Source organism: Roseburia sp. AM51-8, assembly GCF_003478275.1.
Classification (GTDB): Bacteria; Bacillota; Clostridia; order Lachnospirales; family Lachnospiraceae; genus Pararoseburia; species Pararoseburia lenta.
This window is the reverse complement of record NZ_QUEY01000001.1, coordinates 430599-444561: the sequence shown is the minus strand read 5'-3', so window position 1 is coordinate 444561 and position 13963 is coordinate 430599. Positions and strand designations below refer to the sequence as shown.

Annotated in this window: 15 protein-coding genes and 2 pseudogenes; all 17 read right to left on the bottom strand. The window is 46.0% G+C overall.

What is annotated here, in order from left to right:
* Positions 1–30 precede the first annotated feature (30 nt).
* Entirely contained in the window at positions 31–348 is a 318-nt protein-coding gene (locus DW996_RS02215; RefSeq protein ID WP_147403515.1) for an AEC family transporter, read from the bottom strand.
* Positions 349–359: 11 nt separating this feature from the next.
* Positions 360–959: an AEC family transporter gene (locus DW996_RS02210; protein WP_158575164.1), complete on the bottom strand. Its 600-nt coding sequence runs from the start codon at positions 957–959 to the stop codon at positions 360–362.
* A gap of 8 nt (positions 960–967) precedes the next feature.
* Positions 968–2407, bottom strand: coding sequence for an alanine/glycine:cation symporter family protein (locus DW996_RS02205; protein WP_118534735.1), 1440 nt, complete (start codon positions 2405–2407; stop codon positions 968–970).
* A gap of 12 nt (positions 2408–2419) precedes the next feature.
* A pseudogene (locus tag DW996_RS02200) lies at positions 2420–3903 on the bottom strand (AAA family ATPase).
* A gap of 286 nt (positions 3904–4189) precedes the next feature.
* Positions 4190–5128: a translation elongation factor Ts gene (gene tsf / locus DW996_RS02195; RefSeq protein WP_118281098.1), complete on the bottom strand. Its 939-nt coding sequence runs from the start codon at positions 5126–5128 to the stop codon at positions 4190–4192.
* Between the two features lie 24 nt (positions 5129–5152).
* A complete protein-coding gene (gene rpsB / locus DW996_RS02190) occupies positions 5153–5884 on the bottom strand; it encodes a 30S ribosomal protein S2 (protein WP_118281097.1) in 732 nt (243 codons plus the stop codon).
* Between the two features lie 148 nt (positions 5885–6032).
* Entirely contained in the window at positions 6033–6518 is a 486-nt protein-coding gene (locus DW996_RS02185; protein ID WP_118281096.1) for an endolytic transglycosylase MltG, read from the bottom strand.
* Positions 6508–7221, bottom strand: coding sequence for a DUF6115 domain-containing protein (locus tag DW996_RS02180; RefSeq protein WP_118281095.1), 714 nt, complete (start codon positions 7219–7221; stop codon positions 6508–6510). Before DW996_RS02180 ends, DW996_RS02185 begins: the two co-directional genes overlap by 11 nt.
* A 12-nt stretch (positions 7222–7233) precedes the next feature.
* Positions 7234–7557: a hypothetical protein gene (locus DW996_RS02175; protein WP_118281094.1), complete on the bottom strand. Its 324-nt coding sequence runs from the start codon at positions 7555–7557 to the stop codon at positions 7234–7236.
* 16 nt (positions 7558–7573) lie between these two features.
* Positions 7574–9172 (bottom strand): FapA family protein, encoded by a 1599-nt coding sequence (locus DW996_RS02170; protein ID WP_118534734.1) that lies wholly within the window; start codon positions 9170–9172, stop codon positions 7574–7576.
* A 9-nt stretch (positions 9173–9181) separates the two neighbouring features.
* Complete coding sequence (locus DW996_RS02165) at positions 9182–9952, bottom strand: FliA/WhiG family RNA polymerase sigma factor (protein ID WP_118534733.1); 771 nt, start codon at positions 9950–9952, stop codon at positions 9182–9184.
* 21 nt (positions 9953–9973) lie between these two features.
* On the bottom strand, positions 9974–10246 hold the full coding sequence (locus DW996_RS02160) for a hypothetical protein (protein WP_118281091.1): 273 nt from the start codon (positions 10244–10246) through the stop codon (positions 9974–9976).
* 10 nt (positions 10247–10256) lie between these two features.
* Positions 10257–10745 carry a chemotaxis protein CheD gene (locus DW996_RS02155; RefSeq protein ID WP_118281090.1) on the bottom strand — a complete coding sequence of 163 codons (489 nt, stop codon included), beginning with the start codon at positions 10743–10745 and terminating at the stop codon, positions 10257–10259.
* A 9-nt stretch (positions 10746–10754) separates the two neighbouring features.
* Positions 10755–11368 (bottom strand): annotated as a pseudogene (locus DW996_RS02150) (chemotaxis protein CheC).
* 14 nt (positions 11369–11382) lie between these two features.
* A complete protein-coding gene (locus DW996_RS02145) occupies positions 11383–11853 on the bottom strand; it encodes a chemotaxis protein CheW (RefSeq protein WP_118281088.1) in 471 nt (156 codons plus the stop codon).
* Between the two features lie 16 nt (positions 11854–11869).
* Entirely contained in the window at positions 11870–13495 is a 1626-nt protein-coding gene (locus DW996_RS02140; RefSeq protein ID WP_330428711.1) for a chemotaxis protein CheA, read from the bottom strand.
* A 116-nt stretch (positions 13496–13611) separates the two neighbouring features.
* Positions 13612–13962, bottom strand: a complete 351-nt coding sequence (locus DW996_RS14995) for an Hpt domain-containing protein (protein ID WP_330428710.1) — start codon at positions 13960–13962, stop codon at positions 13612–13614.
* Position 13963: the final 1 nt, after the last annotated feature.

The window sequence follows — 13963 nt, the reverse complement described above, 5'->3', positions numbered from 1 at the left end:
TTTGAGAACTGACCGATATTTTTTGATCTTTTAAAGAAAAAGCACCACGATTGGAATGGTAATGATGGAAAAAAGTGTCGTCATCAAAACGCCCTTGCTGCATATGTCCTCTTCTTCTGTCTTTCCGCCATATTCCCGGACGATCATGGCAATAATACTGCCCGACGGCATGGCAAGCATAAGGATAAAGATAACAAAGAGCATGGTATCCCTCTTGAGTGGGCGCAGCAGAATGGCACAAAGAATTGGGATGACCAAAAGTTTGATAGCACTAAAAATATAAAGTTTTACATGCCCGAAGATCTCTTTCCAAGGCATCTGCGCAATGGATATGCCAATGATGATCATGGAAAACGGAATCACGCATTGCCGACATAATCAAAGAAGGTCACGGCTCCCTGCGGGATGTTTGGATGGAATACAAAAATCAGTATGGCAAAAACAGCAGAGACCGTCCCCGGATTGATCATCTCTTTGACTGCATTTTTCCGCTCCTCTTTGGGCAGACTTCTCTGGGCAAAGGCGATCCCCAGCGTATAGATTAAAATATTATAGATCAGGATATAAAAGGTGATATAGATCACACAGCCATTTCCAAAAATGGAACGTAACACCGGAATGCCCATAAATCCTACATTAGAAAAGATCAGCATCAACTGGTAACGATTTTCCATCTTCCCCACCCGCAAGACTTTAGCGATTGGAAAAGAAAGTCCGATCAAAAGCACAAAATAAAGGAAGATATAGAAAAGATTTTCCAGCAAGAGGTCTTTTTTTGCCACGACTGTCTTATCTAAGACGCCATTGATCAAGAGTGCAGGATTTAGGATGTTGACCAGTAACTTTGACAAACGGTCGGACGTATCCTGCGTCACCCAGTGCACCTTATATGCATAAAATCCGATAAAGATCATGGCAAACAATGCCAGCATCTGTTGTAAAACTACAAAAAAATTCATCTTTTCTCCTACTTTTCTTTCGCCCATGCCCCGCTGTCATCGGAAATACCAAATTTTGCCGGGTCAAATACCGGGCGCTTTTTCTCTTTTTTTTGCACTTCGTAATCTTTTAAAATGGCAGAAGCCTGTTTGGATAACAATAAAATGGCAATGATATTTGCCCATGCCATCAGTCCATAACCGATATCTCCCAACGCCCACATGGCATCTGCGCTGACCAGACAGCCCATAAAGGATGCCAGCACAAAGATCATGCGGCATAAGGTGATGGCACGCTCGTTGCCCCCGGTCAGATAACGGATATTCGCCTCAGCCTGGTAACAATAGCCTGTCATGGAGGTAAAGACAAACAAAACGATAATAACCGCTAAAAGTTTACCGCTCCAGGAACCATAAGAAGACATCAGGGCGTGCTGGGTCCACTTGATTCCAGCCTCTATGCCTCCGGTCTGGTCTAAGAGCAGGTTTCCCGCGCCGTCCGTCACATCATAAGTACCGGTCAAAAGGATGATCAGTGCCGTAGATGTACCGACCAGAAGGGTATCTACATAGATGGAAAATGCCTGCACCAATCCCTGCTTTGCCGGGTGGGAACACTCTGCCGCTGCCGATACGATGGCGCCACAGCCCATACCCGCCTCATTGGAATAAATGCCGCGCTTGACACCCCAGGCAATAGCTGATCCCAGGATACCGCCAAACAAAGGCTGTAAACCAAAGGCTGACTGAAAGATCATGGCAAAGGTTACCGGAACCCTTGTGATATTCATGCCCAGAATGACGATGGCAAGCCCCATATAGATGGCGCACATCAGGGGTGCCAAAAGTTCTGCGATCTTTGCAATGCGCTTGATACTGCCAAAGACAACAATCGCAAGCACAATACAGCAGATGACACCGACAATGACTTTATCAACCGAAAAAGCCTCCTCAAAAACCGTTACCAGAGAGTTGATCTGGACTCCCGGCATCAAAACGCCCGGTCCCAAGAATGCGACCACGGCAAAAAGAATGGCATAAGGCTTGCATTTTAAGCCACGTTCTATGTAATATGCCGGACCGCCGACAAACTCACCACCGGCATGGCGCACTTTATATGCCTGCGCCAGCGTCGATTCCGTAAATGCAGATGCCGCGCCGATAATGGCAATGATCCACATCCAGAAGATCGCGCCCGGACCGCCATAAAAAATTGCCGATGCAACACCGGCAATATTTCCCATCCCTACTCTTGCTCCAACAGTGGTTGCAAATGCCTGAAAAGGCGTGATGCCATTTCCGTCTTCCTCGCCGTTTTTAAGGACACGGCCCATCTCTTTTAAAAGGCGCAGTTGTGGAAAACGCATGCGCAATGATAAAAAGAGCCCCACGCCCAGACACAGTGCCACCAAAAGCATACTCCAGATGGCATCATCCATCCGGGTAACGATTGCAGAAAATCTATCCATCTTTTCTTATTCCTAACCTAATAATTTTTCGATCATAAGCGGGTCAAAGACGACCTGCTTCTTCTGATCCACCTCAATCTGATACAGAGCATTTGCGGCGATATGTTCTGCCGCCTGTTCCAGATCACGAATACCTGAGGTATTGGCGTAAAGTTCGATCACCTTATCCAGTGCTTCCTCAGACAAGACACATTCCTCCTGCCGCATGCCGATACGCTTTAATACTTTTGGCAGTGCAAAACGTGAGAAAATGATCTTCTTTTCTTCGTCGGTGTAGTCCGGGATCTCGATCACGGCAAAGCGCGACATCAATGGTGCACTGATCTGATCTTTGTCGTTTGCCGTTGCGATCGGATAGACGCCATTGGTCGGGATCATACATTCCATGTAATTGTCGGTAAAGCCAGATTATCCAAAAGGGTCAAAAGCACATCTGCCGGATTGCCGTTACCCTTGCCGGATGCCGCCTTATCCAACTCGTTGATGATAAAGACCAGATTGGATTCTCCTGCCATGGAAAAAGCATCCATGATGATACCCGGTTTTGCGTTGGCATAAATGCGGGAACTTCCGGTCAACTGCTCCGGATCATTGATGGAAGACATATCCAGTGTCGTCCAAGGCATGCGAAGGATCCTTGCCACAGCATAGGCGATCTGGGATTTTCCCGTACCTGCCGGTCCGATCAGAAGCAACCCATAGGCAGGCAGTGTATGGGTACGGTTGATCTGGATGATCGTCTCGATAATTCTTTGTTTTACCCGCTCCATCCCATACAATTCTTCATCCAGAATACGTCTGGCTTCTACCGGATCGATGGCTTCAAAATATTGGTTCTTCCATTGAATATTCATCATAATGGAAAGAGCGCGCTGCGCGTGTCTGCGCTCCTCTGGTGAGACTTCATGGGATTTGGCAACTGCCAGATTTCTCCTTGCCCAAAGCCGGATATGATCCGGCAGGGTCTTGCCCGCACAGGTCATAAAATCCGTGATGCTCTGGATGCTGGTCAGTTTCATATCATCCCCGGACTCATCCATCTCATCATCCTCAGTCAGATCTACCGGTGCCTGACTTGCAAAAAGCCTCTCCATCATAAACTGTAAAAAACCGTCCTCCGCAGATAACTTGGTGCCACCACCAAAAGCCATTTCGCGGATGCGGTAAACTGCATAGCCCACGGTCGTATTGACTCCCGATAACTGCACCTGAATGTGGTTTTCTCCCAGCCATTTTAAAAGGCTTACAAAACGGGCATCCACGCGCAGAATATCTGCATTTATCGTCATCCCATCCACATCAAAGGCAAAGGCTGTCTGCGTATTCTGGTTCAGAAACGTACCGTTGGAATGATGCTTCCACTCCTGTCTGCTATGATCGAGGATCAGGATCGGATGCTTTTCATCCGCGTACGGTTCATTGGATGAAAAGACCGTATAGGTACATTGGCTCTTTTTGTCTTCCTTTGGTTTATCTACAAAATCAAACACCGGCATGTGTTTTTCCTCCTTGCTTATCTTATGTCTGCAATAATTATTTTATTATAGCACAAAATAGAAGGATCATGCTCGCTTTGTACCATATCTGCCAAAAATTTTGTAAGTACTATTTTTCAGATATTTTCCATATATCTTCTTTATGATATTTTCTTTGCATGGCAAAAGTATGCTCTGTTCAATATTATTTTCTGAATATTTAACCCACATAAAAATAACCCCTACGAACCGTGTCACCACCATTCGTAAGGGTTAAAATCATTTCAATATTTAAGAAAAGATCCGATTATGCGTTCATCTGTGCAGCAACTTCTGCAGCAAAATCTTCTTCCTTCTTCTCGATTCCTTCGCCTGTCTCAAAACGAACAAATCCTTTGATCTTGATGTTAGCGTTGTTAGCCTTAGCAACTTCATCTACATACTTAGAAACGATCTGCTTGCCATCTTCAGCCTTAACATATACCTGATCAAGAAGTACAACTTCTTTTAATTCCTTGTTGATACGTCCCTTGATCATACCTTCGATAACCTTCTCAGGCTTCTGAGACTCCTTAGGATCGTTAGCGATCTGTGCACGAAGGATCTCTTCTTCGTGAGCAAGATATTCATCACTTACTTCAGATCTGTCTGTGTACTTAGGATTTAATGCTGCAACCTGCATAGCAAGGTTTCTAGCCATTTCCTTTACAGCATCGTTGATAACGTCTGTCTCAACGTCAACAAGAACACCAATCTTACCACCCATGTGAACATAGTCAGCAACAAAACCGTTGTTCTCTTCTACCTGAGCGAAACGACGAATCTTTAAGTTCTCGCCGATAACAGCAATCTGGCTTGCAAGTTCTTCGTTTACAGTCTTTGTTGTATCAAGAGACCATGTCTCAGCCAGAAATCCTTCGATATCTGTAGCCTTTGTATCCATTGCCTGCGCAGCAACCTGTGCTACATAGTTCTGGAACTTCTCGTTCTTAGCAACGAAGTCTGTCTCAGAGTTTACTTCTACGGCGACTGCCTTCTTTGCATCATCAGATACCTTTAATGCAACGATACCTTCTGCTGCGATACGACCAGCCTTCTTCTCAGCCTTTGCAAGACCTTTCTTTGCAAGGTACTCTACTGCAGCGTCCATGTCGCCATCAGTCTCGCCAAGTGCCTTCTTACAATCCATCATACCTGCGCCTGTAAGTTCGCGCAGTTCCTTAACCATAGCTGCTGTAATAGCCATTGTCATGTCCTCCAAATAATAAAATTATGCTTCTTCGTTCTCTTCTACTTCTTCTGCGTTATCTACATCAACAGTTCCCTGCTTTGCTTCGATAACAGCATCAGCCATCTTACCAACGATAAGTTTTACGGCACGGATAGCATCGTCGTTACCCGGGATCACATAATCAAGTTCATCCGGATCACAGTTTGTATCTGCAATACCGATAAGTGGAATACCAAGTGCATGTGCTTCCTGTACGCAGATTCTTTCCTTCTTAGGGTCTACGATAAAGATAGCATCTGGGATTCTTCCCATATCCTTGATACCACCAAGGTTCTTCTGTAACTTCTCTAATTCCTTCTTGAGGTTTGTAACTTCCTTCTTAGGAAGAACATCAAATGTTCCATCTTCAGCCATTGCTTCGATCTCTTTTAATCTAGCAATTCTGCTCTCGATTGTCTTGAAGTTTGTAAGCATACCTCCAAGCCATCTCTCGTTTACATAGTACATACCGCAACGCTCAGCCTCCTGCTTGATCGCATCCTGTGCCTGCTTCTTTGTACCAACAAAAAGAATTGTTCCACCCTGCTCTGCAATATCAAATACTGCATCGTAAGCTTCATCTACTTTACCTACAGACTTCTGCAAGTCAATGATATAGATACCATTTCTCTCTGTGTAGATGTAAGGAGCCATTTTAGGGTTCCATCTTCTTGTCTGATGTCCGAAATGAACACCTGCCTCTAATAACTGCTTCATTGAAATAACACTCATTTTCTTACCTCCTGGTTATTTACTTCCACATAATTCATCTTGGTAAAAGACCCGTATTTTGGGCACCGATCTACCAATCCTTATGTGTGATTAATTTTGAGCCGTTGACAATTATATCACAGCCCCCATGGCATTGCAAGGACTTTTTCTACTGTGCCTGCTTGGTCGTCAGCAATTCTCCGATCTCAAGAAAAGTGGCTCCCTCCGGGATCTGATAGGTCCCCGGCAAAAGTTGATTGTCCAGATCCTGGTCTGAAAGATAGAGATCAAACGACTTGGCATTATCGACAAGTCCTACCTCCTGCAAATGCTGTGCGATCGTAGCCGATGTATCGCCGGATGCGATCGTAAATTCTATGACATTCTTTTGACCGCCATCTTCTGATGTCGTTGCATCATCCGTATTGCTGTCACTTGCATCGGCATCATCCTTTTGATCCTTTGCTGTCTTTGTATCTTTTTTATCTGCACTGTCGCTATCATCCGCCGGCATTTCCATGCCCAGTGCCTCTGCCTTTTGCATGATCTCATCATCCGAAAGCGTCGGCTTATAAACGGCAAATGCGATCGTAAAGATCAGGGTCGTCAGGATCACGCCAATTCCGGCTCCCCGTAAATAATATTTAAACCTCATGTGCCTGCTCCTCACCAAACAATCCCAAGACCAGTTTGACCTCGCCCAGACCTCTGCCCAACTGCTTGGCGATCTCCACCTCACTCATGCCTTCTTTATACATAGAAAGGATCTGTGCATTCTTCTTGGGTTCCGTCGTCTGTTCTTTTTCATCCTCTGTGACTACCTGTGAACGGAAAGCATCTTCTAAAGAAGTCTGCTTTTCTTCCTGCGACGCCATTTCTTCCTCTAAGGTCTCTGCCTCCGCGTCCATAGAAACACCGGTCACCTGCAACTTGTCATCCAGTGTCTCCTCCATCTGTGCGACCGCAGACTGCATCAGGGTCAGTTCCTTCATGAGTTCTGTCACCCGCTCCTGCTTGTCATTTAGCATATCGTACAAAAAGACGATCTCATCATGCGACTTGTTCATGGATGTAAGCACCGTATCCGAATACTCGCTGATGGCTAAGATCTTTTCATTGGTCTCCTTTTCTCCGCCACGCTCGATCTGTGCCACGGCATCCTCGACCTTATCCTGGATCTTTTCATCGATCTGTGCCGAAGCGTCCTGCATTCTGGCATCCAAGATCACTTTGATCTCCTGCTCGCTCATTTTCTTCATTTCTTCCAGATCTGCTTTCGATAACTTTTCCGAAACAAAAAAACTACCGATCAGGCAGACCATGCCAATCACGATCATGGCAATCTGTAACCCTGTCATTTCCTGTGCTCCTTATATCTTGATATCAAACGAAGGCTGTCCCGTCTTGATGCGCACGACACCATCGCTATCCATGTGTTTTTTCTTTCTGGCTCTCTTTCGCCCCTTGGCATCATAGCCTCTGCCATTGCCCTCGCCGTCTTCATAATTATACTCATGCTGCTGGGATTTTTCCATCTGTTGCACCATAGAACTGGCATTCTGCTCCTCGTGCATGACCGCGACCTGCACATTCTGCTGTTGCAGATTGGCTTTGTTGTCTTCATTCGCCTTTGCCTGAGAAACCTCATGCGTATTCTGAATCATTCCGTTGAAATCCACCGGTCGAATTGACATAAGACATCACTCCTTATTACATGTTGTTGATGACGATCTCGCCGTTTTTGCGTTCCAGACAACAGAAAGATCGTTTTTCCTGCATCACGCAGGAGGCATCTGAAATGCTGATCTGCGTTCCCGGATAAATATCCTTTTTGACCACCACTTTTGCATGCGTTCCCGTCATCATCTCACGCTGCAAGGCTTCGTATTCTGTCTGATTTGCCTCCAGTTGCCGCTTGGCTTCATTGACCGTCGCAAGGATCTGTGTAAAGTAGATTTTATGTTTTGCATCTAAAGGCTGACCTGTCTTGACATAGGCAACGTACTTTTCCATGACCGGGCGATATTTTTCCAAGGTCTTTTTGTCTTCTGCAATATCCTTTTGCAACTGGTTGAATCGTTCCTTTTTCTCCGGCGGCATACCGACCTCGATCACGGTATGTGCTCCCATGGAAGAACCGATGCTGTTTGCCTCGACCTTTCCACCGGCGCGGATCACACCGCCATTGATAAATCCTTTTTTTTCTGCCACAATGACATCTTCACCGGCAGAAACTTCACTATAGATAATGGAACCGGTCTCCACATAACCACCGGCAAAGACCTTGGCGTTTTCAATGTATTTGGTGATGACATTGCCTTTTGCCTCTAGCAGTCCGCGCTGCATCCCCTGGATACCGCACTGGACGATGATGTCACCACCTGCCTGTAACATGGCATCTTCCACACTGCCGTCAACCACGATATCGCCCCGCGAGGTCACGACAAATCCACCACGTACGCTTCCATGGATATGCACACTTCCGGCATAATTGATATCACCTGTAGAGGTATCTACATCCGCCTGCACTTCATACACATCCGATACAAAGACCTTGCCGCCCGTCAAAGATACATGTCCGGTCACATCGGAAAACAGATGCAGTCCGTCCTCGGAGATAGAAATATTTCTTCCGTATTCCAAGACTTTATTTTTGACCGATCTCGGCGGCAGCGCCTTGCCAAAGACATCCATGCCCGGCTCGCCCTCGTCCACCGGATGAAGTGTCGCCAGTTTGTCTCCCTTTTCGACCGCACAGATCGTATTTAAGGCATGATAATCGACCGAGCCATCCTCATTGTGCTTTGGTTTTAAGGATGGATTGATGTTAAAAAAGTATTCTATCTTTGCGTCATGTCCGTGGCGCGGCTGCTTGCCCTCTGCGACCACGATCTGTGTGCAATAGATGGGATTTGCCAGAAAATCTGCAATATTTTCCTGACAGATGCCAAAGCGTATCCCCATCCCCTTAAGATAAGCAAGAATATCCTGCTCATTTAAGGAAGCGCCGCCCTGTGACGGCGGATAAAAGGTTGCCGTGATCTTCATCTTATCCAAAGAGCAATGCATATGCATGGTCTCCGCAAACTCCAGTCCGTCTCCACTACCTACCGGCACCACGCAATCGCTTCCCATAGCGATTGCCTCCGCCAGTTCGCGCTCCCTGTAGCCGCTGATCCCATGATCGTCCAAAAAAGAAGCCAGTTCCTTATAAGAAACTGGCACACCTTCTGCTTTTGGCGCAAAGAGATGGCATACGGCTAATTGCTCTTTCCAAGTAATTCTAAAATACCCATTCCGTTGCTCCATAAAAGCCCCCTATTCAATATTTGTCAGGATCCCCAGATAATTGCCCATGCGCTTGCGCAGCTTTGCGATCGCTTTTGTATGTAATTGGGACACTCTGGACTCTGATACCTCAAGTACCATACTGATTTCCTTTAAGGTAAGATCCTCATAATAATACATCAACACAACTTTGCGTTCTTTTTCTGTCAAGGTCTCCAATGCCTCAGAAAGCATCTGCTTTAATTCCTGCTTGGAGATCATTTCCTCCGGCTGGATGAAATGCGAATTGCGATGCGTATCCATCGCCGGTTCTGTGCCTTGCTCGACAAATTCGTTCAAAGACACCACATTGGTCACTTTTAACTGTGACTGCCAGTCTACAAGTTCATCCTCGGATAAGCCAAGTTCTGCGGCGATCTCCTCATCTGTAGCGGTCTTTCCGGTACGCATCTCCACCACCTTGACGGCTTCGTCGATCTTTTTTTGCTTTTGTCTTACCGTTCTCGGTATCCAATCCATCTTTCGAATCTGATCTAAGATAGATCCCCGGATACGCAGGCTGGCATAGGTCTCAAACTTTACATCCTTGCCAAGATCGAACTTGTCGATCGCATCGATCAAGCCAAAAACACCATAACTGACCAGATCGTCAAACTCCACGTTATTGCCCAGATACATGCTAAGACGTCCGGCAACGACTTTTACAAGCGGCGCATATTCGATTATAATCTGCTCTCTTATCTCCGGTGTGGGCTTTTTTTGAAAAGCTTCCCACAACTTCTCTTTGTCAACCGTCTTCATCTATGTGTCTGCCCCCGACGTTTATTCTTCTTCCTGGTCTGTCTTATCCTCCGAGTCTGCGCTATCATCCTCTGCCGCTTCCCCGGACTCGCTATCCTCTGTATCTTCTTCCATGACACGGAAGGAACGATCCAGAAGTACCTTGATCCCTGTACCGATCAATGCAAAACATATCACAGCAATGAACAGTCTTTTGGTATAAACAGAAAAGGATACATCCTGGATGGCAGAAACCAAACATGTGATTCCAGCCGCTAATAGAGTTATAATGATCGGAATCTGTTTTGTTTTCATAGGTCCTCCATCAGATGTATTTTTCCTGTCTACCGACGGACTTGATCAAGAACTGTCCTGTCTCACTGTATAATTCTACGGTCCGTCCAAAATTCAATCCGGTATCTTCCGCGATCAGCGGAATCCCCAGTGCCTTTAACTTGGCTCTGGATGCAATGGCATTTTTCTCTCCGATATTGGTTCCCGGCGAACTGGCATTGCTGAGTTCAAACATCTTGGCACCACCGGCGATCTTGGCTACTAATTTGCTGCGGTTTGCTCCCGCCTTTATCATATCATCGTATAACTTTTGTATTCCCGTATCGGCAAATTTGGCAATATTGGAATTATTTCTGATCTGTGTACTATCCGGTAACATGATATGTGCCAGTCCACTGATCTTTGTCGTCGGGTCATACAGGGCAATCCCGATACATGACCCAAGTCCAATGGTGGTAAGCACATCCGGCGACTTACAGATATTCAGATCTGCCATACCGACTTTTATAACTTGTCCCATAGACTCCCCCTATAATGGCAATCCAAGTGAAGATAAGATCTTCTCGTAGGATTCTTCTTCCGGCATCAAAATGAAATAGCCGTTGATCTGCAGTTCATCGCTGAACTCCGTCTTAATCATAAGGCGTTGTCTCCAAACATACCAAACTGAATGGCTGGCACACTCAAGATGGCTGCTGCCATATCCACCGCTACGAAAGGTACGGTCGGTGTGATCGTAAGCCCGGTCAGACCGGACAAAGCAGAAAGATAAGATCCTGCTATGATGTTACCGACTTCTTTGACTGCGGACAGATCCATTTCGTCAAAATCTTCCATGTAATCATCCGGACGCATCATCAGGCGATTGACAATATGATGTGCAGACTCCATGTCCATCAAAAACATCATGCTGCCATCAATATCACTGCCAACACCAAGCATGATGCCGACAATGACCTCGTCCTCTGCTCCGATCGATGTTCCGATCTCTTCCACCGGCAAAAACTGTACCTGTGGAACACTCATATCAATACGAAGTCCAAGCATATCAGCAACAGCGGTCGTTGCATTGCCTGCACCGATGTTACCGATCTCTGCTAAGACATCACGGTATTTTTCATTTACTTCCTGTAAACTAATCATGTATTCCTCCCGCTTTATGAAGCATCTACTTCATCTAAGATAGATGAGATTTCAAGGATAGAGATCAGTTCATCTCCATTCTTTCCAATGCCGTTGATGTACTGTGTCTTGTCTGACTGCGAGTTCTGTGTATTGCGGTCGATCTCATCCTCTGCAAGAGCAATGACTTCCTTGACCTCATCCACAACGATACCGACCAGTCCCTGCTCCTCTGTCTTTAAGATGATGATACGGGTAATGTCTGTAAAGACATCATCCTCCAGGTTCATCTTGCGACGCAGGCTCATCAGTGGAACGATCTCACCACGCAGGTTGATAACGCCGATATAATGTGCCGGAGCCTTTGGCACACGTGTGATCTTGCACATGCGCACGATATTATCTACATAGGAAATATCCAGACCATACTGCTCATTTCCGATGGATACAACTATATATTGTACGGTTTCTTTTTCTACAACATCTAATCCGTTTTCGTCTTTCATGTCCTTCTACCCCCTATTAAAAGATTGCGTTTACATCAATGATCAGTGCGACTTCGCCATCGCCAAGGATGGTAGCACCATTGATGATCTTATTGTTGTCAATACATTTGCCAAGTGACTTGATAACGATTTCCTGCTGTCCGATGAGATCATCTACGACAAGACCTGCGTAATTGTCGCCCTTGCGGACAATAACAACGGTCAAGTTGTCCGGCTCTTCCTCGGATGGTGCAGAGTCTAACATCTGATCCAGACGGATCAATGGAATGACCATGCCTCTCAAGTGGATCACTTCTTCTGCCTGCACATACTTGATATCGCTGACAGGAATATTCTCGATATTCTGGATAGATCCCAAAGCGATCGCATACTTCTCGTCTCTGACCTCAACCATGAGTGCCTGGATGATGGCAAGTGTAAGTGGCAGGCGGACAATAAAGGTTGTACCGGTTCCCTTGACACTCTTGACCGTAACATCACCGCCCAAAGCCTCGATATTGGATTTAACGACATCCAGTCCAACACCTCTGCCTGAGATGTCTGTGATCTTCTTTGCCATAGAAAAACTTGGCATAAAGAGGAAATCGATGATCTCTTTCTGGGTTAGATTTTCTGCCTGTTCCGGTGTGACAAGACCTCTTTCGATTGCCTTTTCCTTAACCTTTTCTGTATCAATACCGGCACCGTCATCCTTAACCTCAATGATGACATTGTTGCCTTCCTGAAATGCGTTTAAGATGATGCTTCCTGTCTCAGGCTTGCCTGCCTTCTTTCTTTCTTCCGGTGACTCGATACCATGATCTGCAGAATTACGGAGCAAATGCTGCAAAGGATCGCCGATCTGATCGACTACGGTTCGATCCAACTCTGTCTCTTCACCGGACATGTAAAGTTCCATTGGCTTGTTGAGTTTACGGCTCAAATCACGGATCATACGAGGGAACTTGTTGACAACGCTCTCGATTGGAACCATTCGCACTTTCATGACTGACTCATGCAGATTGGTCGTAATACGTTCCAGATACTCGATCTGATCATGGAAGGACTGGTTGTTGCCCTCGCCGTTTTGCTCGGAATCACTCAGAGATACCAGACTGTTCTTTGCGATGATAAGTTCGCTGACCTGATTCATCAGAGCGTCTAACTTTTCAATATCCACACGCACGGTTCTTGCTGTCACCGGCTTGTTGTTGTTTGCCTTAGCAGACTTGGCAGATGTCTTTGTTGCCTTGGCTGCCTTCGGTGCCTCAGCAGGCTTGCCCTCTGTCTTTGTCTCTTCCTGCTTGGTCTCCGGTGCTGCTTCCGGTTCTTCTTCCTGCATAAATTCTTCGTGGCTGGACTCCTTGGCATCCACACCCTCGATCTCGGAAACTGCCTTGATCGCATCTACGATCGGCTGTAATTCCTGACTGGATGCAACAACCAGACTGAAATCCAGATCAAACTTTTCATCCTCAATATCCTGTGAACTTGGGTTGTAAGCAAGAATCTCGCCGAAATCCTCTACTGCCTTAAATACCAAGAAAGCTCTTGCCGCCTTTAAGAGGCAGTCTTTTTGGATATGTACGGTAAATTCATAGATATGGAGTCCGGATTCCTGTGCTTCCTTGATCTTGCTATAGGTCACATCATCCACTTCCATATGAGAAAGTCCATCTGATGCAGCCTCTTCTTTGGCAGGTGCAGCCTTGGTCTCTACTGCTTCCTCTGCCGGTGCTGCTGTGGCACCGCCGTTTAAGTAATCATTTAACTGCTGGATCAGGCTTCGTTGCCGTTGTCTCCCTCATCCGAAGTAGCCTTGACCGTCTCAAGGTATTCCTCGATCGCATCCAGACAACTGAATAAGATATCGATCAGGTTGCTGTTGACCTTGATATTGTCATTGCGGATCTCCTGAAATACATTTTCCATATCATGGGTGAGTCGCTGCATCTTCTTGAAGCCCATGGTTCCAGCCATACCCTTTAAAGAGTGTGCTGCACGGAAAATCTCATTGATGACGTCTTTATTCTCCGGCTCTTTTTCCAGAATCATAATATTGTCATTGAGTGCTTGAATATGACCATTTGTTTCGTCGATAAAAATGTCGAGATATTGACTTACATCCATC

Excerpts from the sequence above, each read along its gene's own strand:
- DW996_RS02170 (WP_118534734.1), bottom strand. The coding sequence starts at position 9,172 with ATGGAGCAACGGAATGGGTATTTTAGAATTACTTGGAAAGAGCAATTA.
- DW996_RS02155 (WP_118281090.1), bottom strand. The coding sequence starts at position 10,745 with ATGGGACAAGTTATAAAAGTCGGTATGGCAGATCTGAATATCTGTAAG.
- tsf (WP_118281098.1), bottom strand. The coding sequence starts at position 5,128 with ATGGCTATTACAGCAGCTATGGTTAAGGAACTGCGCGAACTTACAGGC.
- DW996_RS02165 (WP_118534733.1), bottom strand. The coding sequence starts at position 9,952 with ATGAAGACGGTTGACAAAGAGAAGTTGTGGGAAGCTTTTCAAAAAAAG.
- rpsB (WP_118281097.1), bottom strand. The coding sequence starts at position 5,884 with ATGAGTGTTATTTCAATGAAGCAGTTATTAGAGGCAGGTGTTCATTTC.
- DW996_RS02145 (WP_118281088.1), bottom strand. The coding sequence starts at position 11,853 with ATGAAAGACGAAAACGGATTAGATGTTGTAGAAAAAGAAACCGTACAA.
- DW996_RS02210 (WP_158575164.1), bottom strand. The coding sequence starts at position 959 with ATGAATTTTTTTGTAGTTTTACAACAGATGCTGGCATTGTTTGCCATG.
- DW996_RS02140 (WP_330428711.1), bottom strand. The coding sequence starts at position 13,495 with ATGGAAGTGGATGATGTGACCTATAGCAAGATCAAGGAAGCACAGGAA.
- DW996_RS02160 (WP_118281091.1), bottom strand. The coding sequence starts at position 10,246 with ATGAAAACAAAACAGATTCCGATCATTATAACTCTATTAGCGGCTGGA.
- DW996_RS02175 (WP_118281094.1), bottom strand. The coding sequence starts at position 7,557 with ATGTCAATTCGACCGGTGGATTTCAACGGAATGATTCAGAATACGCAT.
- DW996_RS14995 (WP_330428710.1), bottom strand. The coding sequence starts at position 13,962 with ATGGATGTAAGTCAATATCTCGACATTTTTATCGACGAAACAAATGGT.
- DW996_RS02215 (WP_147403515.1), bottom strand. The coding sequence starts at position 348 with ATGATCATCATTGGCATATCCATTGCGCAGATGCCTTGGAAAGAGATC.
- DW996_RS02185 (WP_118281096.1), bottom strand. The coding sequence starts at position 6,518 with ATGAGGTTTAAATATTATTTACGGGGAGCCGGAATTGGCGTGATCCTG.
- DW996_RS02180 (WP_118281095.1), bottom strand. The coding sequence starts at position 7,221 with ATGACAGGGTTACAGATTGCCATGATCGTGATTGGCATGGTCTGCCTG.
- DW996_RS02205 (WP_118534735.1), bottom strand. The coding sequence starts at position 2,407 with ATGGATAGATTTTCTGCAATCGTTACCCGGATGGATGATGCCATCTGG.